General features: G+C 68.3%; 13 protein-coding genes, 3 rRNA genes and 1 riboswitch. Of the genes, 5 read left to right on the top strand and 11 right to left on the bottom strand.

Going from position 1 to position 22,978, the window contains the following annotated elements; all coding sequences use genetic code 11:
• Positions 1-168 precede the first annotated feature (168 nt).
• The 3 genes from OHA34_RS27675 (at position 169) to OHA34_RS27665 (ending at position 5,259) form a co-directional block, all read left to right on the top strand.
• Positions 169-2,586, top strand: a complete 2,418-nt coding sequence (locus OHA34_RS27675; RefSeq protein WP_329519355.1) for a helicase-associated domain-containing protein — start codon at positions 169-171, stop codon at positions 2,584-2,586.
• 246 nt (positions 2,587-2,832) lie between these two features.
• The gene (locus OHA34_RS27670) at positions 2,833-3,282 is read left to right on the top strand and encodes a hypothetical protein (protein ID WP_329519354.1); all 450 of its coding nucleotides are present in this window, start codon (positions 2,833-2,835) and stop codon (positions 3,280-3,282) included.
• Positions 3,283-3,606: 324 nt separating this feature from the next.
• On the top strand, positions 3,607-5,259 hold the full coding sequence (locus OHA34_RS27665) for a DNA repair helicase XPB (protein WP_285938530.1): 1,653 nt from the start codon (positions 3,607-3,609) through the stop codon (positions 5,257-5,259).
• A 101-nt stretch (positions 5,260-5,360) separates the two neighbouring features.
• On the opposite strand, the gene rrf is transcribed toward OHA34_RS27665, so the two are convergent.
• The 9 genes from rrf to thrC all read right to left on the bottom strand — a co-directional run bounded on the left by rrf (position 5,361) and on the right by thrC (position 17,020).
• Positions 5,361-5,477: ribosomal RNA gene (gene rrf, locus OHA34_RS27660) — 5S ribosomal RNA — on the bottom strand.
• Between the two features lie 179 nt (positions 5,478-5,656).
• A 23S ribosomal RNA gene (locus OHA34_RS27655) occupies positions 5,657-8,772 on the bottom strand.
• Positions 8,773-9,219: 447 nt separating this feature from the next.
• Positions 9,220-10,737: ribosomal RNA gene (locus OHA34_RS27650) — 16S ribosomal RNA — on the bottom strand.
• Together the 16S, 23S and 5S rRNA genes form the textbook arrangement of a ribosomal RNA operon.
• Before the next feature lie 651 nt (positions 10,738-11,388).
• The gene (locus OHA34_RS27645; RefSeq protein ID WP_285938638.1) at positions 11,389-11,736 is read right to left on the bottom strand and encodes a hypothetical protein; all 348 of its coding nucleotides are present in this window, start codon (positions 11,734-11,736) and stop codon (positions 11,389-11,391) included.
• Positions 11,737-11,856: 120 nt separating this feature from the next.
• Entirely contained in the window at positions 11,857-12,447 is a 591-nt protein-coding gene (locus OHA34_RS27640) for a phospholipid scramblase-related protein (RefSeq protein ID WP_285938639.1), read from the bottom strand.
• A gap of 309 nt (positions 12,448-12,756) precedes the next feature.
• Positions 12,757-14,385, bottom strand: a complete 1,629-nt coding sequence (gene groL / locus OHA34_RS27635) for a chaperonin GroEL (RefSeq protein WP_285938640.1) — start codon at positions 14,383-14,385, stop codon at positions 12,757-12,759.
• A 423-nt stretch (positions 14,386-14,808) separates the two neighbouring features.
• Positions 14,809-15,009 carry a cold-shock protein gene (locus OHA34_RS27630; RefSeq protein WP_285938641.1) on the bottom strand — a complete coding sequence of 67 codons (201 nt, stop codon included), beginning with the start codon at positions 15,007-15,009 and terminating at the stop codon, positions 14,809-14,811.
• A gap of 373 nt (positions 15,010-15,382) precedes the next feature.
• The gene (locus OHA34_RS27625) at positions 15,383-15,658 is read right to left on the bottom strand and encodes a MoaD/ThiS family protein (protein ID WP_285938642.1); all 276 of its coding nucleotides are present in this window, start codon (positions 15,656-15,658) and stop codon (positions 15,383-15,385) included.
• 96 nt (positions 15,659-15,754) lie between these two features.
• A complete protein-coding gene (gene thrC / locus OHA34_RS27620) occupies positions 15,755-17,020 on the bottom strand; it encodes a threonine synthase (protein WP_285938643.1) in 1,266 nt (421 codons plus the stop codon).
• 13 nt (positions 17,021-17,033) lie between these two features.
• Positions 17,034-17,175, bottom strand: a riboswitch (SAM riboswitch).
• 232 nt (positions 17,176-17,407) lie between these two features.
• On the opposite strand from thrC, the gene OHA34_RS27615 reads away from it, so the two are divergent.
• Positions 17,408-18,862, top strand: a complete 1,455-nt coding sequence (locus OHA34_RS27615; RefSeq protein WP_329519353.1) for an alpha,alpha-trehalose-phosphate synthase (UDP-forming) — start codon at positions 17,408-17,410, stop codon at positions 18,860-18,862.
• Positions 18,863-18,922: 60 nt separating this feature from the next.
• Here OHA34_RS27615 and OHA34_RS27610 read toward each other — a convergent pair whose 3' ends face one another.
• A complete protein-coding gene (locus tag OHA34_RS27610) occupies positions 18,923-19,966 on the bottom strand; it encodes a sulfotransferase family protein (protein WP_329519352.1) in 1,044 nt (347 codons plus the stop codon).
• 223 nt (positions 19,967-20,189) lie between these two features.
• Positions 20,190-20,741, bottom strand: coding sequence for an RNA polymerase sigma factor (locus OHA34_RS27605; protein ID WP_160820460.1), 552 nt, complete (start codon positions 20,739-20,741; stop codon positions 20,190-20,192).
• A 56-nt stretch (positions 20,742-20,797) separates the two neighbouring features.
• Here OHA34_RS27605 and OHA34_RS27600 point away from each other — a divergent pair, with 56 nt between their 5' ends.
• Positions 20,798-22,924 (top strand): serine/threonine-protein kinase, encoded by a 2,127-nt coding sequence (locus OHA34_RS27600; RefSeq protein WP_329519351.1) that lies wholly within the window; start codon positions 20,798-20,800, stop codon positions 22,922-22,924.
• The last annotated feature ends 54 nt before the right edge of the window (positions 22,925-22,978 follow it).

Here is a 22,978-nt window from a genome sequence, read left to right as displayed (position 1 = left end):
GTCACGCCCCGATCAGCGCCGATCCGCCGCATCACGCGCACCGCGCGGGTACGGCCTGCGTACCGCACCGCGCATACCACCGCCTCGCTCCGGACGTGCGCTCCGGGCTCCTACGCTGATAGGTGCCCGGCCGGACAGGGTGCACGCGACAATATGTTGGGGAGCGGCATGGAAACGTACGCGGACTGGCTGCGCGCACGCGGCGACGACGAGCTTCGTGCGCTGCTGTCCGCGCGGCCCGAGCTGATCGCGCCCGTCCCCGCCGACCTGACCGCGCTCGCCGCCCGCGCCGCGACGCCCACCGCGATCTCCCGGGCCCTCGACCGGCTCGACCGCTTCACCCTGGCCACGCTGGAGGCGCTGCTCGTCCTCCCCGCCCCGGTGAAGCCCCGCACGCTGTCCTCCGCACTGGGCGCCACCGCGTCACAGTCCGGCGCGGCCGTCGAGAAGCTCCGCCAGTACGGCCTCGTCTGGGGAAAGGCGTCCCCGACGACCGCTCCCGGTGTACGGCAGGGGCTGCCGCACCCCGCAGGGCTGGGCCCGCCCGTCCAGGAGGTCTTCGCCGGCTACAACTCCGAGCGGCTCACCCAGCTCATCATCGATCTCGACGGCGCCGAGCCGCGCGGCTTCCCCGACTCGCCGCGGCTGCTGCGCCGCCTGGCCGAGCTGCTCGCCGCCCCCGAAGCACTGATCCGCGACGCGGGCCCCGAGGCGCGGGCGGCCCTCGAGCAGCTCGCGTGGGGCCCGCCGGTCGGACGGGTCGCCGACGCGCGCCGTCCCGTCCGGATCGACACCGCGACCACCCCGATCGAGCGGCTGCTGGCCCGCGGCCTCCTCGCCGCCGAGGACGACCGCACCGTCAGCCTGCCCCGCGAGGTCGCTCTCCACCTGCGCGGCGGACGGCTCTTCCGAGACGTCAGCGCGCAGCCTCCCCCGCTCGCCGCCCCCGCACCCACGCGCGCGCAGGAGCAGCAGGCCGGATCCCGAGGGGGGAGCACCCCGCCGCACCGCGAAGACCTGGTCGTCCGCGCCGCGGCGGGCGAGGCGTTCAACGCCGTGCGGCTGGTCGAGGAGCTGCTGGAGCGGTGGGGCCTCGACCCGCCGCCCGTCCTGCGCAGCGGTGGCCTCGCGGTCCGCGACCTGCGCTCGGCGGCTCAGCTCCTGGACGTCGAGGAGTGGCAGGCGGCCGTGCTCGTCGAGATCGCCTACGCGGCGGGCCTGCTGACCCGCAGCGGCGACCTCGACGGCGAATGGCTGCCGACCCCCGCCTACGACCTGTGGCTCATGCGCGAGACCGCCGGCCGCTGGGTCGAGCTCGCGCGCGGCTGGCTCAAGTCCGACCGGGCCGCCGGCCTCGCCGGCGAACGCGACGACCGCGACCGCCTGATCAACGCGCTCAGCGAGGCGATGGTGCGGGTCAGCGCGCCCGCGACCCGGCGGGCGACGCTGCGGGTGCTGGTCCAGGCCGAACCGGGCGTCGCCGTCGACACCGAGCGGCTCCGGGCCCGGCTGACCTGGCTGTACCCCAGGCGCGGCGGCCCGCTGCGCGACCGGCTGATCGCCTGGACGCTGCGCGAGGCGGCGATGCTCGGGCTGACCGGCTTCGGCGAGCCCGCCCCGTACGCCCGCGACCTGCTGGACGGCGGCGACGCCGAACCGGGCCTGGAGAAGTTCCTCCCCGAGCCGGTCGACCAGATCCTGATCCAGGCCGACCTCACCGCGATCGCCCCCGGTCCCCTGGTCACCGAGCTGGCCCGCGAGCTGGCGCTGGCCGCCGACGTCGAGTCCACCGGCGGCGCCACCGTCTACCGGTTCACCCCCGAGTCGGTCCGCCGCGCGCTGGATGCGGGCCGCACCGCCGGGGACGTGACCGGGCTGCTGGCCCGGCACTCCACCACCCCGCTCCCGCAGCCGCTCACCTACCTGATCGACGACGTCGCGCGGCGGCACGGGCATCTGCGGGTCGGGGCGATGGCCTCCTACGTCCGCACCGACTCCCCCGCCACGCTCGACGAGATCCTCGCCGACCGGCACGCCGACCCCCTGCGCCTCTACCGGCTGGCGCCCACCGTGCTGGCGTCCGGGCTGCAACGCGCCCAGCTCCTGGACGGGCTGCGGTCGCTCGGCCTGGCGCCGGTGGCCGAGTCCCCGGGCGGCGGCGTGATCATCACCCGGCCGGACGCGCAGCGCGCCGAGCCGCCCCCCACCGCCGAGATCGTCCGGCTGCGCCCGGACGAGTCGACCGACGCCTCGATGATCGCGGCGGCCGTCCGGGCGCTGCGGGCCGGCGACGAGGCCGCCCGGCACGGCGCCGAGCAGGCCCGGCTGCGCGCGGACGCCCCCGCGGGCGAGCCGCCCCGCTCCCCCGCGGCGGCCACCGTCGAGCAGTTGCGCGGCGCGGTCGAACGCGGCGGCCGGGTGTGGATCGGCTATCTCGACCAGCAGGGCCAGTCGTCCAGCCGCATCGTGGAACCGGTCCGGGTCGAGGGCGGCTTCCTGACCGGCTACGACGCGACCCGCGCGGCCGTCCACCGGTTCGCCCTGCACCGCATCACCGGGGTCGCCGAGCTCGGCGACGAGGACTGACCGGACCCCGCGTCCACTCCAGGCCATCGGCCGCGCACCCGAACCCGCAGCCCGTTTCGGTGATCCGACCAGAGGATGCCATGAAGCGGGCCCGCACCGATCCTGCCTCAACGAAGCCCCAGTACTGAAGCAGGCAAATCGGATCACCGGCGGGTAATCTGCGCAGTCCGACAGGGTGGCTCCGGACGGGCGGCGTATCCCGGCCTGAGGCGGATCCCATCGAACCATTCTGTGAGGGAGGCCGCGATGAGCGGATACGGAGGGCAGCCGCCCCCCGGTTGGGACGACCCCTACAACCCCGGGGGCCAGGGGTCTCCCGGCTACGGCAGCCCCGGGTACGGAGCCGGCGCCCCGGGGTACGGCGCCCCCGGGTACGGGGGGCCTCCCGGATACGGCCCGCCCGGCGTCCCGCATTCCCAGGGCGGGAGCAACGCCTCGGCCATCGTCGCGCTGGTCTGCAATGCCGTGGCCACCCTGATCTGCTGCAACCTCCTCACCATCCCCGGGATCGTGACGGGGGCGCTCGCGGTCGGCAAGGCCGCCACCGACCCGGCCGCGTCCCGGACGCTGACCATATGGAGCTGGGTGATCTTCGGGGTCTCCATGGCGCTCGGCGTGGTGCTCCTCATCCTGATGATCGCCACCGGCGTCTTCAGCGAGGACGAGTACCAGCCAGGCGGCACCACCGGTATCTGACACCACCTGCGTCTCACACACCGGCATCGCACACCACCGGACGGCAAAGTACCCGCACCGCCCCCTCCGGGCCCCTCTCAGGGCCCCTCGTTCTCGCTCCCCGGCCGGCCCGTCCGCGCTCTGGCCGGGACTGCCGTTCCCCTCCAGGACCGCACTGGGCCGCACTGGGCGGCGGGAAGACACCGGCCGTACGGGACGTTGGCTACATGGGTCCGTTTCAGACCGTCCGGCGCGCTGCCGGCCTCGGATAACCTGCACCCCCCGGGTGCCCGTTCTCCGAACGGACCATCGATCACCATCCACTTCTGACGGGGGCTGCATTTCGTGTCCGACGGTCCGCTCATCGTCCAGTCCGACAAGACCCTGCTGCTGGAGGTCGACCACGAGGTGGCCGACGCGTGCCGCAAGGAGATCGCCCCGTTCGCCGAGCTGGAACGGGCTCCCGAGCACATCCACACCTACCGGGTGACGCCCCTGGCGCTGTGGAACGCCCGCGCCGCGGGGCACGACGCCGAGCAGGTCGTCGACACGCTGCTGAAGTTCTCCCGCTACCCGGTCCCGCACGCGCTCCTGGTCGACATCGCCGACACCATGGCCCGCTACGGGCGGCTGCGGCTGGAGAAGCACCCCACGCACGGCCTGGTGCTGTCCTCCTCCGACCGCTCGGTCCTGGAGGAGGTGCTGCGCGCCAAGAAGATCAAGGGCATGCTCGGCGACCGGGTCGGCGCGGACGGCGTCGTCGTCCACCCGAGCGAGCGCGGCGCCCTCAAGCAGTCGCTGTTGAAGCTCGGCTGGCCCGCCGAGGACCTGGCCGGCTACGTGGACGGCGAGGCCCACCAGATCGATCTCGCCGAGGACGGCTGGGAGCTGCGCACCTACCAGCGGGACGCCACCGAGTCGTTCTGGCACGGCGGCTCGGGCGTCGTCGTCCTGCCCTGCGGCGCGGGGAAGACCATCGTGGGGGCCGCGGCGATGGCCCGCGCGGGCGCCACCACGCTGATCCTGGTCACCAACACCGTCTCCGCGCACCAGTGGAAGCAGGAGCTGATCCGCCGCACCTCGCTCACCGAGGACGAGATCGGCGAGTACACCGGCACCAAGAAGGAGATCCGGCCGGTCACCATCGCGACCTACCAGATCATGACGACGCGGCGGAAGGGCGCCTACGCGCACCTGGAGCTGTTCGACGCCCGCGACTGGGGCCTGGTGGTGTACGACGAGGTGCACCTGCTGCCGGCGCCGATCTTCCGGATGACCGCCGACCTCCAGGCCCGCCGCCGGCTCGGCCTCACCGCGACCCTGGTCCGCGAGGACGGCCGCGAGGGCGACGTGTTCTCGCTCATCGGGCCCAAGCGGTACGACGCCCCGTGGAAGGACATGGAGACGCAGGGCTGGATCGCGCCCGCCGACTGCGTCGAGGTGCGGGTCACCCTCACCGACTCCGAGCGGCTCGCGTACGCGACGTCCGAGCCCGAGGAGCGGTACCGGTTCTGCGCCACCACCGACACCAAGACCAAGCTGGTCCAGGCGCTGGTCGACCGGCACCGCGGCGAGCAGACCCTGGTCATCGGCCAGTACATCGACCAGCTCGACGAGCTGGGGGAGCTGCTGGACGCCCCGGTCATCAAGGGTGAGACGCGGGTGCGCGAACGCGAGCGGCTGTTCGACGCCTTCCGGTCCGGCGAGCTGAACGTGCTGGTGGTCTCGAAGGTCGCCAACTTCTCCATCGACCTGCCCGAGGCCAGCGTCGCGGTCCAGGTGTCGGGCGCGTACGGCTCCCGGCAGGAGGAGGCGCAGCGGCTCGGCCGACTGCTGCGCCCCAAGGCGTCCGGCCAGGGCGCCCGCTTCTACGCGGTCGTCGCCCGCGACACGCTCGACCAGGACTACGCCGCCCACCGGCAGCGGTTCCTCGCCGAGCAGGGCTACGCCTACCGCATCGTCGACGCCGACGCCGTCTTCGCGGGCGACGACATCTGACCCGACCGTCCCTCCCCTTTCTCTGGCCCGACTGGAGGGCCTGAAAAGGGTCGGAGAAATGAGAAAGGCCCCGCCGAATGGCGGGGCCTTTCACAAAAAGAGTCCGGCGGTGTCCTACTCTCCCACACAGTCTCCCGTGCAGTACCATCGGCGCTGAAGGGCTTAACTTCCGGGTTCGGGATGGGACCGGGTGTTTCCCCTCCGCCATAACCACCGAACGACCAAACCCCAACCACCCAACCCAATCGGGTGGTGGGAAGTAATCGTCCAAGCAACCAAAGCTCAGAGCAATATTCACAAATCAAAACCCCACATACGGGGCGTGTTCCCGTTTGTTTTCCGGGAACTACACAGGGACGCGAACACCAAACGACAGCAGCAAAACATTCTAGAAGTGTTGTTCAAGCCGCTCGGCCTATTAGTACCGGTCAACTCCACACGTTACCGTGCTTCCATGTCCGGCCTATCAACCCAATGGTCTGTTGGGGGCCTTAACCCACCACAAGTGATGGGGGGGAGAACTCATCTCGAGGAAGGCTTCCCGCTTAGATGCTTTCAGCGGTTATCCCTACCGAACGTAGCCAACCAGCCGTGCCCCTGGCGGGACAACTGGCACACCAGAGGTTCGTCCGTCCCGGTCCTCTCGTACTAGGGACAGACCCTCTCAATTCTCCTACGCGCGCAGCGGATAGGGACCGAACTGTCTCGCGACGTTCTAAACCCAGCTCGCGTGCCGCTTTAATGGGCGAACAGCCCAACCCTTGGGACCTACTCCAGCCCCAGGATGCGACGAGCCGACATCGAGGTGCCAAACCATCCCGTCGATATGGACTCTTGGGGAAGATCAGCCTGTTATCCCCGGGGTACCTTTTAGCCGTTGAGCGACACCGCTTCCACACGCCGGTGCCGGATCACTAGGCCCTGCTTTCGCACCTGCTCGACACGTCCGTCTCACAGTCAAGCTCCCTTGTGCCCTTGCACTCACCACCTGATTACCAACCAGGCTGAGGGAACCTTTGGGCGCCTCCGTTACTCTTTAGGAGGCAACCGCCCCAGTTAAACTACCCACCAGGCACTGTCCCCCACCCGGATTCACGGGTGCGGGTTAGACGCTCAAAACGACCAGAGTGGTATTTCACCAACGACTCCACCGACACTGGCGTGCCGGCTTCACAGTCTCCCACCTATCCTACACAAGACGCTTCAGGCGCCAATGCCAAGCTATAGTGAAGGTCCCGGGGTCTTTCCGTCCTGCTGCGCGAAACGAGCATCTTTACTCGTACTGCAATTTCGCCGGGCCTGTGGTTGAGACAGCGGGGAAGTCGTTACGCCATTCGTGCAGGTCGGAACTTACCCGACAAGGAATTTCGCTACCTTAGGATGGTTATAGTTACCACCGCCGTTTACCGGCGCTTAGATTCTCAGCCTCGACCCCCCGAAAGGGATCTAACCGGTCCTCTTAACGTTCCGGCACCGGGCAGGCGTCAGTCCGTATACAGCGTCTTACGACTTAGCACGGACCTGTGTTTTTAGTAAACAGTCGCTTCCCCCTGGCCTCTGCGACCACCCCCAGCTCCGGCAGCAAGTGCCATCACCGGACGTGGTCCCCCTTCTCCCAAAGTTACGGGGGCAATTTGCCGAGTTCCTTAACCACAGTTCACCCGATCGCCTTGGTATTCTCTACCTGACCACCTGAGTCGGTTTGGGGTACGGGCCGCCGGTACACTCACTAGAGGCTTTTCTCGGCAGCATGGGATCACTCACTTCACCTAAAACGGCTCGGCATCACATCTCACCCTTAAATGCGCCACGGATTTACCTATAGCGCGGGCTACATGCTTACCCCAGGACAACCATCGCCTGGGCTGAGCTACCCTCCTGCGTCACCCCATCGCTCACCTACTACCCCCTCGGACCGACCGCTAGGCCAAACCAGCCCCCGAAGGGACCGGAAAGGATTCAGGGTCTTAGCATCAGAGGATTCAGCGTTGGCGCATACCAGCGGGTACGGGAATATCAACCCGTTGTCCATCGACTACGCCTGTCGGCCTCGCCTTAGGTCCCGACTTACCCTGGGCGGATTAGCCTGCCCCAGGAACCCTTGGTCATCCGGCGCACACGTTTCTCACGTGTGATTCGCTACTCATGCCTGCATTCTCACTCCCACAGCCTCCACCACTCGATCACTCGGCGGCTTCGCCGGCTGCAGGACGCTCCCCTACCCACCCACACAAAGTGTGAGTGCCACGGCTTCGGCGGTGTGCTTGAGCCCCGCTACATTGTCGGCGCGGAATCACTTGACCAGTGAGCTATTACGCACTCTTTCAAGGGTGGCTGCTTCTAAGCCAACCTCCTGGTTGTCACAGCAACTCCACATCCTTTACCACTTAGCACACGCTTAGGGGCCTTAGCCGATGATCTGGGCTGTTTCCCTCTCGACTACGAACCTTATCGCCCGCAGTCTCACTGCCGCGCTCTCACTTACCGGCATTCGGAGTTTGGCTGACGTCAGTAACCTTGTAGGGCCCATTAGCCATCCAGTAGCTCTACCTCCGGCAAGAAACACACGACGCTGCACCTAAATGCATTTCGGGGAGAACCAGCTATCACGGAGTTTGATTGGCCTTTCACCCCTAACCACAGGTCATCCCCCAGGTTTTCAACCCTGGTGGGTTCGGGCCTCCACACCGTCTTACCGGCGCTTCACCCTGCCCATGGCTAGATCACTCCGCTTCGGGTCTACAGCATGCGACTCAAACGCCCTATTCAGACTCGCTTTCGCTACGGCTACCCGCCACCGGTTAACCTCGCCACACACCATAACTCGCAGGCTCATTCTTCAAAAGGCACGCCATCACGAACAACACCCCGAAAGGCGTTGAGGACGCTCTGACGGCTTGTAGGCACACGGTTTCAGGTACTATTTCACGACCCCTCACCGGGGCACTTTTCACCTTTCCCTCACGGTACTGGTCCGCTATCGGTCATCAGGAAGTATTCAGCCTTACCACGTGGTCGTGGCAGATTCACACGGGATTTCACGGGCCCCGTGCTACTCGGGAACACACCTAGAAGCCACTACAGGTTTCGTCTACCGGACTCTCACCGTCTACGGTCGGCCTTCCCATGCCGTTCAACTACCCGAGCAGTTTATAACTCCTTGCCAGACTGGTAGATCCGGCCAGATGGTCCCACAACCCCGCACACGCAACCCCTACCAGGTATCACACGCGCACGGTTTAGGCTAATCCGCTTTCGCTCACCACTACTCACGGAATCACTATTGTTTTCTCTTCCTGCGGGTACTGAGATGTTTCACTTCCCCGCGTTCCCACCAACCGCCCTATACATTCAGACGGCGGCGACACCCCATGACGGGTGCCAGGTTTCCCCATTCGGAAATCCCCGGATCAAAGTCTGGTTGCCGACTCCCCGAGGCATATCGCAGGCTCCCACGTCCTTCATCGGCTCCTGATGCCAAGGCATCCACCGTATGCCCTTAAAAACTTGAACACACAAAACGATCACAACAAATCGCAGATAAACAACAACAAAAGTCGTCGTTCACCAGAGATGCTCGCGTCCACTGTGCAGTTCTCAAAAAACAACCGGGCCCACCACACCAAAACACCCGAACAGGGTTCGATGTGATCCCGCAATCCAGAAGAAACAACCCAGCCCCCTCACACCAACCCCACAACAGGGCCGACATTCAGGGGCTGAAGGGTCCGTTCCCTCAGGACCCAACAGCGTGTCCAACCCACCACCCGCCCGAAACCGCCGTTCCCACTCCTCCCGAAGAAGGTGGTACTAACCGATCCACACGAACAATGAACTGAGTAGCCAGTGCTCCACATCTATGAGCAGCCGCCTGACGAACATACGCCGTCAAAAGCGACCACCGACCAAACCCCACCCCCGAAGAGGATGTCAGGATCCGGCCAGTTGAATGCTCCTTAGAAAGGAGGTGATCCAGCCGCACCTTCCGGTACGGCTACCTTGTTACGACTTCGTCCCAATCGCCGGCCCCACCTTCGACCGCTCCCCCCATTGCTGGTTGGGCCACGGGCTTCGGGTGTTGCCGACTTTCGTGACGTGACGGGCGGTGTGTACAAGGCCCGGGAACGTATTCACCGCAGCGTTGCTGATCTGCGATTACTAGCGACTCCGACTTCACGAAGTCGAGTTGCAGACTTCGATCCGAACTGAGACCGGCTTTAAGGGATTCGCTCCACCTCACGGTATCGCAGCCCTCTGTACCGGCCATTGTAGCATGTTTGCAGCCCAAGACATAAGGGGCATGATGACTTGACGTCATCCCCACCTTCCTCCGAGTTGACCCCGGCGGTCTCCCATGAGTCCCCACCATAACGTGCTGGCAACATGGAACGAGGGTTGCGCTCGTTGCGGGACTTAACCCAACATCTCACGACACGAGCTGACGACAGCCATGCACCACCTGTCACCGGCCCAAAAGGACCCCGCATCTCTGCGAGTTTTCCGGCGATGTCAAGCCTTGGTAAGGTTCTTCGCGTTGCGTCGAATTAAGCAACATGCTCCGCCGCTTGTGCGGGCCCCCGTCAATTCCTTTGAGTTTTAGCCTTGCGGCCGTACTCCCCAGGCGGGGCGCTTAATGCGTTAGCTACGGCGCGGAATCCGTGGAAGGACCCCACACCTAGCGCCCAACGTTTACGGCGTGGACTACCAGGGTATCTAATCCTGTTCGCTCCCCACGCTTTCGCTCCTCAGCGTCAGTACAGGCCCAGAGAACCGCCTTCGCCACCGGTGTTCCTCCCGATATCTGCGCATTTCACCGCTACACCGGGAATTCCATTCTCCCCTACCTGCCTCTAGTCTGCCCGTATCCACCGCAGACCCACAGTTAAGCTGTGGGCTTTCACGACAGACGCGACAAACCGCCTACGAGCTCTTTACGCCCAATAATTCCGGACAACGCTTGCGCCCTACGTATTACCGCGGCTGCTGGCACGTAGTTAGCCGGCGCTTCTTCTGCAGGTACCGTCACGTTAGCTTCGTCCCTGCTGAAAGAGGTTTACAACCCGAAGGCCGTCATCCCTCACGCGGCGTCGCTGCGTCAGGCTTCCGCCCATTGCGCAATATTCCCCACTGCTGCCTCCCGTAGGAGTCTGGGCCGTGTCTCAGTCCCAGTGTGACCGGTCGCCCTCTCAGGCCGGTTACCCGTCGTCGCCTTGGTAGGCCATTACCCCACCAACAAGCTGATAGGCCGCGAGCCCATCCCCAACCGAAAAACTTTCCACCACCAGACCATGCGGCCAGTAGTAACATCCGGTATTAGACCCAGTTTCCCAGGCTTATCCCAGAGTCGGGGGCAGGTTGCTCACGTGTTACTCACCCGTTCGCCGCTCGAGTACCCCCGAAGGGGCCTTTCCGCTCGACTTGCATGTGTTAAGCACGCCGCCAGCGTTCGTCCTGAGCCAGGATCAAACTCTCCATTAAGGTCCAAACGACGACCCCGGGGGGCGAACCCCGAAACCGCCAAACCTCGGAAACAATCCCAGCAAAACCATGAACCCCAAAGAGTCCATGCAATTGCCTCAAAGGAATCCCTGCCACCAACCCGAAGGACAGTGGCACGGGGTGGTCCAGCCAACTAATGACCGAACCGATTAAGGCACTGGCTTTTAACACGCTGTTGAGTTCTCAAGAAACGGACACCCACCGCGCTGGACTCGCTTTCGCGTTTCCCGCCCCGGGGCGACTCTTAAACTTTATCAGGTCCTTCCGGCTTGTCAATTCGGCCGGTCTTTCCTGATTCCGCCTTTCCGGTTCCGCTTTCGCGGCGCCTTCCGGGCGGTGGTGCTATTTCATCAGATCCGGCGCGATTGTCAAAATCGGCCCTTTCCGACCCACCACAGCACAGCAGGCACGGCAGAGCCGCGTCGGCTGTATCCTCAGTGGTTTCCCCGCAGGCCGGCCGCCTTTCGGCGTCCCGCTCCCTGTGGGGCGAAGAGAACAGTATGCCCGAGCGGGGTCGGCGTCAAACTGGTCGGTGCACCCGGGCGCGGCGCGCCGCCGGTTCCGGGTTGTTCGGGCGAACTGCGGGCCCGCTACCTCGGCTTTTACCGCGAAGTATCCGTTCTGGCGGGGTCAGGGCTTGGCCAGGTATCCGCCGAGGAACAGGATTCCCTCGGCCAGCACCAAGCCGAAGGCAGCGACCGTGAGCAGCGCGTCCAGGCGTTGCGGGCGGCTCCGCAGCCGGGGCGTCGACCACGCGGTCAGCACCGCCACCGCGGCCAGGAACGCGACGGGTGCGGAGAGCGCCACGGTGTTCTCGAAGTCGGCGGCGCACCCGGCGTCGCGCGCATCGGACTCGCCGCAGAACGCGGCCTCGCCCCAGCCCCCGTAGGCGGAGAACCCCCAGAGCGCGGCCAGTGCACCGTTCGCGATCGTGGGAACGGCCGGTGAGATCCACCAGCCGTTCGGACGTCCGGGCATGGCCTGCACGCTCGGAACGTACCTCGGGACCGTGCCGCCTTAAAGCCCCTTGCGCGTTGCGGTGGTGTCACTGGGGGGGCCGGAGCGAGACGAGGAGCGGGCCGCGCAGAGCCGGGCGGATCAGGTGATCTCTTTGGACTCGTGGAGGCTCAGGTCCATGACGATCGCCGTCATGACCGCCATCGTGCGCAGCGGTTCGGGTACGGGGTCGGCGATCTGCACGGCGTACTTGTCCGCGGTCGTCAGGAGGTGGGTGGCGACGCCGGCGAACTTCTTGCGCACGTGCGCGACGGCCTCGCCGGCCGTGTCGTTCACCGTGAAGTTGTTCCGGGCGAGGTCCACCCGCACCTCGCCGAGAGCGTTCCCCTTCGCGCCGAGGATCAGGTAGTGGCGGCCGATCCGCTCGGTGCGGAACGTGCCGACGAGCTCGTCCTCCGGGGTGCGGACCTCGGTGAGCGAGCGTCCGGTCTGCTTGTCCACGATCATCAGCGGGGTGCCCTCGGGGGTGGTCAGCAGCACCGCCCGGGCGTGCAGGTCGGACTTCCCGGGGAAGAGCGTCTGCAACCTCTCGGCACGGGTGTGGTCACCGGTCTCGGCGGCGACCGCGAGCAGCGTGCCGTCCCCGTCCATGACCTTGTACCGGGATTTGGCGAACGGCCCCCTGCGCGGCTGCTCGACTCTCAGCACCGGGGAGTTGAATGGTTCGCTCACGTGTCCTCCTGCCTGATCGGCCACGCTCACGGCCGCCTCTGATGTCCATTGGTCGCGCCGCCCCCTTCGTGGCGGTACGACGCTCAACCGGCGATCCTGCCAAGCTCTGCCGGGGAGCGGAAGGTTCCCTGCCATGCCGCGAGGCCGAAATCATCTGACGGCCGGGTGACACCCTCGCGCCGGAAGCGGAAGGTTCACGCCCCCGCGCCCTTCAGGGGCCGTGCGCGGCCGAGCGAGGCCGTGGGCACGACAAGAGGGGCGGCCCTGTACGGGACCGCCCCTCTGTGTCGTACGACGTTATGGACCTGCTCAGAAGTCCATGCCGCCGCCGTCCGGCATGCCGCCGGCCGGCGCGGGGTTCTTCTCGGGCTTCTCGGCGATGACGGCCTCGGTGGTGAGGAACAGCGCCGCGATCGACGACGCGTTCTGCAGCGCCGAGCGGGTCACCTTGGCCGGGTCGAGGATGCCCGCCTCGAACATGTTGACGTACTCGCCGGTCGCGGCGTTGAGGCCCTCACCCGGAGTCAGGTTGCGGACCTTCTCCACCACGACGCCGCCCTCGAGACCGGCGTTGACCGCGATCTGCTTGAGCGGCTCCTCCAGCGCCCGCTTGACGATGGTGGCACCGGTGGCCTCGTCGCCCGACAGCTCCAGCTTGTCGAACGCCTTGGTACCGGCCTGGAGCAGCGCCACGCCGCCGCCGGGGACGATGCCCTCTTCCACAGCCGCCTTGGCGTTGCGGACGGCGTCCTCGATGCGGTGCTTGCGCTCCTTGAGCTCCACCTCGGTCGCGGCGCCGGCCTTGATGACGGCCACGCCGCCGGCCAGCTTCGCGAGGCGCTCCTGGAGCTTCTCGCGGTCGTAGTCGGAGTCGGTGCTGTCGATCTCGGTACGGATCTGGTTGACCCGGCCCGCGATCTCGTTGGCGTCACCGGCGCCGTCGACGATCGTGGTCTCGTCCTTGGCGATGACGACCTTGCGGGCCCGGCCCAGCATGTCCAGGGTCGTGTTCTCCAGCTTCAGACCCACGTCCTCGCTGATGACCTGGCCGCCGGTCAGGGTCGCGATGTCGCCCAGCATCGCCTTGCGACGGTCGCCGAAGCCCGGCGCCTTCACCGCGACGGACTTGAAGATGCCGCGGATCTTGTTGACGACCAGGGTGGCCAGGGCCTCGCCCTCGACGTCCTCGGCGATGATCAGCAGCGGCTTGCCGGACTGCATGACCGACTCGAGGATCGGCAGCAGGTCCTTGTTCGCCGACACCTTGCCCTGGTTGATCAGGATGTAGGGGTCCTCCAGGACCGCTTCCATCCGCTCGGGGTCGGTGACGAAGTAGTGCGAGATGTAGCCCTTGTCGAAGCGCATCCCCTCGGTGAGCTCGAGCTCCAGACCGAAGGTCTGGCTCTCCTCGACCGTGATGACGCCTTCCTTGCCGACCTTGTCCATCGCTTCGGCGATCATCTCGCCGATCTGCGGGTCGCCCGCGGAGATGGAGGCCGTGGAGGCGATCTGCTCCTTGGTCTCCACGTCCTTGGCGAGCTTGGACAGCTCCTCGCTGACGCGCTCGACGGCCGACTCGATGCCGCGCTTGAGCGACATCGGGTTGGCGCCGGCCGCGACGTTGCGCAGACCCTCGCGCACGAGCGCCTGGGCCAGCACGGTCGCGGTGGTGGTGCCGTCACCCGCGACGTCGTCGGTCTTCTTCGCTACTTCCTTGACCAGCTCGGCGCCGATCTTCTCCCACGGGTCCTCGAGCTCGATCTCCTTGGCGATCGACACACCGTCGTTGGTGATCGTGGGGGCGCCCCACTTCTTCTCCAACACGACGTTGCGGCCCTTGGGCCCGAGGGTCACCTTTACGGCGTCTGCGAGCTGGTTCATGCCGCGCTCGAGACCGCGACGGGCCTCTTCGTCGAACGCGATCATCTTTGCAGCCATAGGCTCCAGTCCTCCCGGAACAAGGTGGCTAGAAGGATCGAGCCGACGCCCGCGACGGACGGCCCCTGCCGACGGCTGCCATTCCGCCGCCGAACTGAGGCCTCATCGCCTCGACCCAGACTGTGGGATTGTCACTCTCCACAGTAGAGTGCCAACCGTTTTTTAGCACTCTACATGCTCGAGTGCAAGCGCCGTACATCCTCACCCGACAGGGTGTCGTCCACCTGGCGATACTCGCTCTGACCAGGGGCGTTGTCACTCGAAGCCCGCTCAGGGGCCGCGCCCGCACTCCGCCGCGCGACGTGGCGCGACGCCGTCCTCCACTGTTCACGGAACGTTCGCGGACCGCTGAAAGGGCCGGAGGGGGCGGTTCGTGGGAGCCGGGCCCGGCCTAGGGAAGCCGGACCCGTTCACGGTCTCGGCTCAGACGGCCCGGACCGCGTCGGCCTGCGGGCCCCGGTCGCTCTGGGTGATCTCGAACTCGACCCGCTGCCCCTGGTCGAGGCTGCGGTACCCGTCCATCTGGATCGCGGAGTGGTGGACGAACACGTCCCGCCCACCGTCCACCGCGATGAAGCCGTAGCCCTTGTCCGCGTTGAACCATTTGACTGTGCCCTGCGCCATACCTGAACCTGCCGCTCGCCCGTGGCCCGTGGACCACGGTGGTGCCTTCGGGCCCCACCCCTTCTACCGCGGGGCCCGCCGACCACTTGCGCGTCTCCATGACCCTTCGGGAGAGGGCCGCGGCGGGGTCGACCCGGCGTGATCGGGGTCGACGATATTCAACTCCCGACGCGGGCGACAGTCCCTGGGAGGGAGGACCGGTCGGCCGGTAGCGGTCACCCTGAGCAGCCTGGACGCGAGGGAGGACCTCGGCCCCGAGGCGCCTCGGAACGCACTCCATGGACGACCTCGTACTCGCTCCATCCAGGACAAAGCCCCCTCCCCGCCGGCAACTCGTGCGGCGGGAAGGGGGCTGGGCCCGGATCGGTCCCGGTCAGCCGCCGGCGACCGCGGGGATGATCGAGATCTGCGCGCCCTCGGGGGTCGCGGTGTCCAGCCCCTCGGCGAACCGCACGTCCTCGTCGCCCACGTACACGTTCACGAACCGGCGGATCTTGCCGTTGTCGTCGAGGATGCGGGCGGAGATGCCGGAGTACCCGGCCTCCAGGTCGGCGACGACCGCGCGCAGCGTCGCGCCCTCGGCCTTCACCTCCGCCTGGCCGTCGGTGTAGGTCCGCAGGATCGTCGGGATCCGCACAGACACGCTCATGGGTGGCTCCTCACATGCTCTGGTCGTTCGGCGCTGGGAAAGGGGGACCGGGAATCGCGCCCTCGCGGGGCGGTCACCGCGGTCCGGCGGGACGGGTCAGACGAGACCGGCGGCGCGGAACGCCTCCAGGGTCGGCGCGATGTCGGCGGTCGGCGCGACCACCGGGGCGACCGCGTCGAGGGTCTTGAGCCCGTCCCCGGAGTTGATGATCACCGTCTCGGCGGCCGGGTCGAGCGCCCCGTTCTCGATCAGCTTGCGCAGGGACGCCACCGTGACGCCGCCCGCGGTCTCGCCGAAGATGCCCTCGGTCTCGGCCAGCAGCCGGATGCCCTCGACCACCTGCTCGTCGGTGACGTCCTCCACCGCGCCGCCCGTCCGGCGCGCGACGTCCAGGACGTACGGGCCGTCGGCCGGGTTCCCGATGGCCAGGGACTTGGCGATGGTGTCCGGCTTGACCGGCCGCACGACGTCGTGCCCCGCCTTGAACGCGGCGGCCACCGGGTCGCAGCCCGCCGCCTGCGCGCCGAAGACCTTGTAGGGACGGTCCTCGACCAGGCCGAGCTTGATCAGCTCCTGGAACGCCTTGTCGATCTTGGTGAGCTGGGAGCCGGACGCGACCGGGATCACGATCTGGTCGGGCAGCCGCCAGCCGAGCTGCTCGGCGATCTCGTACCCGAGCGTCTTGGAGCCCTCGGCGTAGTACGGCCGCACGTTGACGTTGACGAACGCCCAGTCCTCCTGCTCGCCGGCGATCTCGGAGGCGAGCCGGTTGACGTCGTCGTAGTTGCCGTCGACCGTGACGAACGTGCCGCCGTACACGGCCGTCGTGATGATCTTCTGGGACTCCAGGTTGGACGGCACGAACACCGCGCTGCGGATCCCCGCGCGCGCCGCCGCCGCCGCGACCGCGTTGGCCAGGTTGCCGGTGGACGGGCAGGCCAGCACCTTGAAGCCCAGCTCGCGCGCGGCGGCCAGCGCCACCGCGACCACCCGGTCCTTGAACGAGTGCGTCGGGTTGCCGCTGTCGTCCTTCACCCACAGCCGCTGCATGCCGAGCGACTCGGCCAGGTGGTCGGCGCGGACCAGCCGGGTCAGGCCGGGCTCGGTGTTGGGCGTGTCGGCGATGTTCTCCGGAACGGGCAGCAGCCCCCGGTAGCGCCAGATGTTGCGCGGCCCGGCCTCGATGTCGGCGCGGGTGATCCCGCCGAAGTCGTAGGCGATCTCCAGGGGCCCGAAACACTCTTCACAGGCGTAGTGCGGGCCGAGATCACGGGTGTGGCCGCATTCGCGGCAGACCAGCCCGGTCGCGGGGCCGAGGTTCGCGGCGGGCGTGCGTTGCGTGCCGGCAGGATCGAGTGCCATGAAGCGAGGCCTTTCCCCATCTTCCCTGCGCCACCTTGGTCGCAGGCCGGAGTTGGCACCATCTCCCGACAGGCCCCGCAGGATCGCGAGTGCACACATGCCGGGTGGTTGCCGGGGCTTCGCAGGGCCGGTCCCTCCACCCCTCTGGATGAGCGGTATTAAGTTAGACGAGCCCACCCGCGAACGGGTTCTTTCGGCTCGTATGGGTGACTTTACCTGACCTGACCGGATGCCAGACAGGTGGGTCCCACCGGTTGAGACGTTACCCGAGGGTGGTCTTGATCACGCGTTCCGCGGACGGACGGGCCCGCCCGGAACGTGTGTCCAGAACGTCCCGATCCCTCGGGCCCCTTTGATGCGCCTCGGTCTCACTGAGACCCTGCCGGTATGAGCCAAGTGCTGGTGGCGTCCAACCGTGGCCCGGTGTCCTTCTCCCTATCCGACGATGGAGCGCTGACCATGCGGCGCGGCGGTGGCGGCCTGGTCTCCGGACTGGCCGCCGTGACCGGTTCTCCGGAGGGGCCCGGTACGGCCGAGGACGTGCTGTGGGTGTGCGCGGCGCTGAGCGACGGCGACCGTTCGGCCGCCCGCGCGGTCACGGACGGGCGGCTCGACCGGGCCGGGCACGACACCGGCGGCGCGGCCGTACGGATGCTCGACATCCCGGCCGCCACCTTCCAGCGCGCGTACAACGCGGTGGCCAACTCGACGCTGTGGTTCGTCCACCATCTGCTGTACGACACACCGCGAAGCCCGCACTTCGACGCGCGCGCGCGAAGGGACTGGCAGTCCTACGAGGCGTACAACGCGGCGTTCGCCGACGCGCTCGCGCGGGACGCGGCGCAGGGCGCCAAGGCCGCGGTCCAGGACTACCACCTGTCGCTCGCGCCGCGGATGCTCCGCGACCGCCGCCCCGATCTGAAGATCGTGCACTTCTCGCACACCCCCTGGGCCCCGCCGGAGTACTACCGGCTGCTGCCGGACGACATCGGCGAGCAGATCCTGGACGGGATCCTGGGGGCCGACCACGCCGGATTCCTCACCGAGCGGTGGGCGGCCGCGTTCCTCGACTGTTGCGAACACCTTCCGGGCACGAAGGTCGACCGGCTCGCCCAGACGGTCACGCGCGGGGGCCACGTCACCCGGATCGGCGTGCACGGTCTCGGCGTCGACGCGGACGCGCTACGGCGGCGTGCCGCGGAGGAGGACGTCGCCGCTCGCGTGCGGTCACTGCGCGCGCAGGTCGGCGGACGGCAGCTCATCGTCCGCGTGGACCGGACCGAGCTCTCCAAGAACATCGTGCGGGGGCTCGCCGCCTACCGCGAGATGCTCGTCAACCATCCCGAGTGGCGCGGCCGGGTGGTGCACCTGGCGTTCGCGTATCCCTCGCGCTACGACCTGCCGGAGTACCGCGCCTATACGGCGGCGGTGCAGCAGGCCGCCGAGCAGATCATCGACGAGTTCGGCACGCCGGACTGGGACCCGCTGATCCTTCAGGTGAACGACGACTATCCGCGTTCGCTCGCCGCCTACCGGATCGCCGACGTGCTGCTGGTCAACCCGATCCGGGACGGCATGAACCTGATCGCCAAGGAGGGCCCCGTGCTGTCGGACCGGGGCTGCGCCCTGGTGCTGTCGCGCGAGGCGGGCGCGGCGGCCGAGCTCGCCGAGGACGCGCTGATGGTCAACCCGTACGACGTGTCGCAGACCGCCGAGGCCCTGCACCGGGCGCTCCTCATGCCCCCCGGCGCGCGAGAGGAGCGCTGCCGCCGCCTGGCGGTCGCCGCGACCGCGCTCCCCCCGCAGCAGTGGTTCGCCGACCAGCTCGCCGCACTGGACTGACCAGGCCCGCCGCCCCGCCCTCGACAATCCGGACGGCCGTCCGGCCCGGGGCGGATCCGGTCAGCTCGATGCGGACGGGAGGGCCCGGGTAGAGGCAGGAGGGTCCAGGTGGAGGCGGCACTCGACGGGACCCGGTTCGCGGCGGCGTTGCAGGCGATCGCGGATCTCGGCCTTGCGCCGTGCCAGCCGGCGATGCGTGACGGTCGTGGTGAACCGGGTGAACTGGGCGGCGGACGGACGGGGCGCACCGCTCGGCTCGTACCCGTAGTCGGTGAGACGGCCGCCGAACGCCGCCTCCGCCAGGCCGAGTTCCCAGGGCTCCAGACGGTCCGTCCAGGAGCCGACGCGTCCGGCGGTGACCGCGTCGTGAGTGAGCTTGTGCCACTTCTTCCGCGTCGGGACGGTGCGCTGGGCAAGGGCCTGCGGTTCGGTCATCGCCGGGTCGAACTCCTCACCGAGGAACGCGCAGAGGCCGGTCAGTTCCTTGGCGGGGTCGGCGACGAGCCGTTCGTACTGCACTTCGTAGTAGGCGCCGGGGCCCAGCCGCGCCGCGTTCCGCCTGCCCGCGTCGATCGCCTCGCGCCAGTAGGACACGGCGTGGTGCACGTCGTGCTTGAACCAGGGCATCTCCTTGAGGGACGCGACGCAGTCACGTCCGTCCCGGATGAGATGCACGAACTGCGCCTGAGGGAACAGCCGCAGCAGCGGAAGGACGTGCTGGGAGTAGCTGGGCCGCTTGTCGCCCCAGCGCGGCTTGCCGGTCTTCCGCGCGTATGCCCGGAAGACGATGCCGAGCGCGGAGCCCAGGGTGGGCGGTCCGGCGACGATCTCGTCGACCACCTCGGCGGCGTCGAGGCCGAGCTCGCGGAACTTGGTCGCCTTGCGGCCGGTGATCCACTCCGCCAGCGCCCGTCTGTTCTCGGTGTCCTGGAGGTCACCGAAGTCGCACCTGGCCGTATAGGCCGGGAGCAGGAAGCGCGTCTCGGCGGGGACCGCGATCCGGCGATGCGAGTGCAGCATCAACTGAAGCAGGGTCGTGCCCGAGCGCGGGCAGCCGATGACGAAGAACGGCCGGTTGGAGTCCGCGGGCAGACCTGGCGACATGTCCGGATACTGGCCACCGCCCCCGCCGCCCAACCCCGGCCCGGCCGCACTCTTGCCCAGCCGTTACCGAGCTTTGACGGCCCCTGACCTGCACGTTCGCCCGATGCACGGCGAGCGTCCGCAGATCGCACCGGGCAGCGGGCAGCGGGCACCGGCGGGCGGCGCCGCGGATGAATGCCCGCGGGCGGGGCCGGCCACCAACGGGTGGCCGGCCGCCGTCCGGTCAGGTGTAGGACTCCCCCAGGGTCTGGCGCACCTGCTTGCGCGCCTCGTGGATCCGCGACTTGACGGTGCCGAGCGGCAGCTTGAGCTGCTCGGCGATCTCCGCGTACTCCAGCTGGGAGACGTCGCGCAGCACCAGGGCCTGGATCAGGTCGGGCTTGCGCGCCTCCAGGTCCTCCATCGCGTCCAGGATGTCGACCCGGGAACCCGCGATGACGCTCGTCCGGCGCGGGTCGGGGCGCTGCTGTGGGAGCTCGCCCGCCTGCTCGACCGACCGCCGCTTGAGCGACCGGTAGGTGGACCGCGCCGAGTTGGAGACCACGACATGCAGCCAGGTGCTGAACCTGGACCGCCCCTCGAAGCGGTGAATGTTCCGCGCGACCTGCAACAACGCGTCCTGGCACGCCTCCTCGGCATCCTGCCGGCAGGGCAGGAACCGGGAGCTGTGCCGCAACACGTCCGGCTCGATCTTGCGGAGCAGTTCGTTGAGGGCAGCCTGATCCCCCTGAGCGGCCTTGACGGCCAGCTCCTCGGTCCTTTCATCGAATGCCATCGCCGCGCCTCTTGCTCGTCCGCACACACACCCCGTTTGTTGGGCATGATACGGGAGTGTCCTTTCCACCAACTGTCGGCCGTTACCGAATCGATCGCGTCCTGGGTTCCGGGGCGTTCGCGTCTGTGTGGCTCGGGCACGACGACGCCCTCGACTCCCAAGTCGCGATCAAGGTGCTGTCCGGGAGCCTCCTCGACGACCTCGACGTGCGCAATCGCTTCCTCGAGGAGGCCCGCATCCTGCGCCGGGCCGACTCCGCGAGGCTGGTGCGGGTCCACGATATCGGCGAGCTACCGGACGGCCGCCCGTATTTCGTGATGTCGTATGCCGACCGCGGCACGCTCGCGGACCGGATGAACGAACGGCCACTTCCGGTCAATACCGCACTGGCCCTCGCCGAGGAGATCGCGCACGGCGTCGAGGTGATCAACACCCTCGGGGTGATCCACCGCGATCTCAAGCCGTCCAACGTGCTGTTCCAGTCCGCGCCGGACGGCGGCGAGCGGCTCCTCATCGCCGACCTCGGCCTCGCCAAGGCCCTCGCGCACGCCTCCGGCGCGTTCACGCTGCCGGTCGGCACGCCCGGATACATGTCGCCCGAGCAGGCGCGCTTCGGCGGCGGGCTCGACGTCCGCGCCGACGTGTACGGGCTGGGCGCGCTGAGCTATCACATGCTCACCGGCCGCGCCCCTGGCCCGGTCCCGGTCAGGACCCCGCCCAGCGAGCTGCGCGACGATCTGCCGCCCGCGCTCGACCAGGTGATCCTCCGGGCGCTGGAGGTGGAGCGCGAGCGGCGCTGGCCGACCGCCTCGGCGTTCGCCGAGGCCCTCGCCGCCCTGCGGCCCGACACCCCGCCTGCCCCCGCTCCCGCACCTGATCCGATGTCCGCCCCCGCTCCGTACAACCCGGTGTCCGGGTCCGACCCGGACGCGACCGTGATGGACAGGCCCCAGCCGGGCCCCGCCTCGGCCCCGCCGTCGCACACGGCCCAGGGCCCGCCGTCGCACGGCCCACCGCCGCCGCTGCCGGCGCCGCCGTCCGGTCCCGGTCCCGGGTCGTCGGAGTTCCCGACCCAGCTGGACGAGCCCGTCCCGGGGAACGACCGCACTTCGGAGATGCACACCCCTCCCGCGCAGCAGCCCTCCGACAGCGGGGAATCGACGATCATCGACCAGCCCAGCGCGGCCCACTACCCCGGTGCGCACGACGCCACCGAGCCCGGCGGAGACCAGACGGTCGGGTTGCCGACGCCCCCGCCGCCGCCTCCGGGCGGAGGCCGGGAGCCGGTCGACAACAAGACGGCGGTCTTCCCACTGCCCCCGTCCCAGCAACCACAGCAGCCCCAAGCCCCGCAGCCGCAGCCGCAGCCGCCGCTCGGAGGGAACGGCCCCGGCGCGACCGGGCCCGGTGGTCCGGGTGGACCGGCAGGGCCCGGCGTTGGGCAGCCGCCGTATCCGGCGCACCAGAGTCCGCCGCCCACCGGCTTCCAGCCCCCTCCGCCCGGACCTGGCGGAGGGGCCGCGGCCCGGTCCGGAGGCCCGGGAGGGCAGGGCGGCGGGGAGAAGCCGAAGAAGTTCCTGACGCCGCTGATCATCACCGCGGTGGTGCTGGCGGTCGCCCTGGCCGGCGGGCTCGCGCTCGGCACGCTGTTCTCCAAGGACGACGGCGGTGGGGGCGGGGGGGAGAAGCTGCCCGCCGTCCCGGCCGACTTCGCACCCGTCTCCGACCAGGCGGGCAAGATCAAGGTGTCGGCGCCCAAGGCGTGGCCGGCTCAGCAGGCGCAGACCTGGAAGCCCTCCTCCGTGGGGCTGAAGGCCGACCCGACCATCCGGCCGGTGCTGCGTGCGACGCCGAGCGTCCCCGGTTTCCTCGGCGACGGGAAGAGCCCCGGCGTCTTCATCGGCATGACCACCGATCTGACCGCCGGGCAGCTCCCCCCACCCTTGGCCGCCAAGCACGGGGGCTGCACGCCGGCGACTCCGGAGAACTACACCTCCCCCGACAAGGCCCTGTCCGGCACGATCACCCGCTACACCGGCTGCACCAGGGGCACCCCTTCGGTCACCGAGGTCGGGCTGAAGGACAAGACCGGGAAGTTCGGCGCCTGGGTCCGGGTCAAGGAGACCGACGACCGGAGCCTGACCAAGGCCATCCTCAACACCCTCAAGCTCACCGCTCCCTGACCCACCCCTCCCGTCCGTCCACGCAGGGGGGTGGTGTCCCCCACGTGGACGGAC

This window comes from Spirillospora sp. NBC_01491 (assembly GCF_036227065.1).
In the GTDB taxonomy this organism is placed as follows: domain Bacteria; phylum Actinomycetota; class Actinomycetes; order Streptosporangiales; family Streptosporangiaceae; genus Spirillospora; species Spirillospora xylanilytica.
Note: the sequence above shows the minus strand (reverse complement) of the source record. Positions and strands in the feature narration are given on the sequence as shown.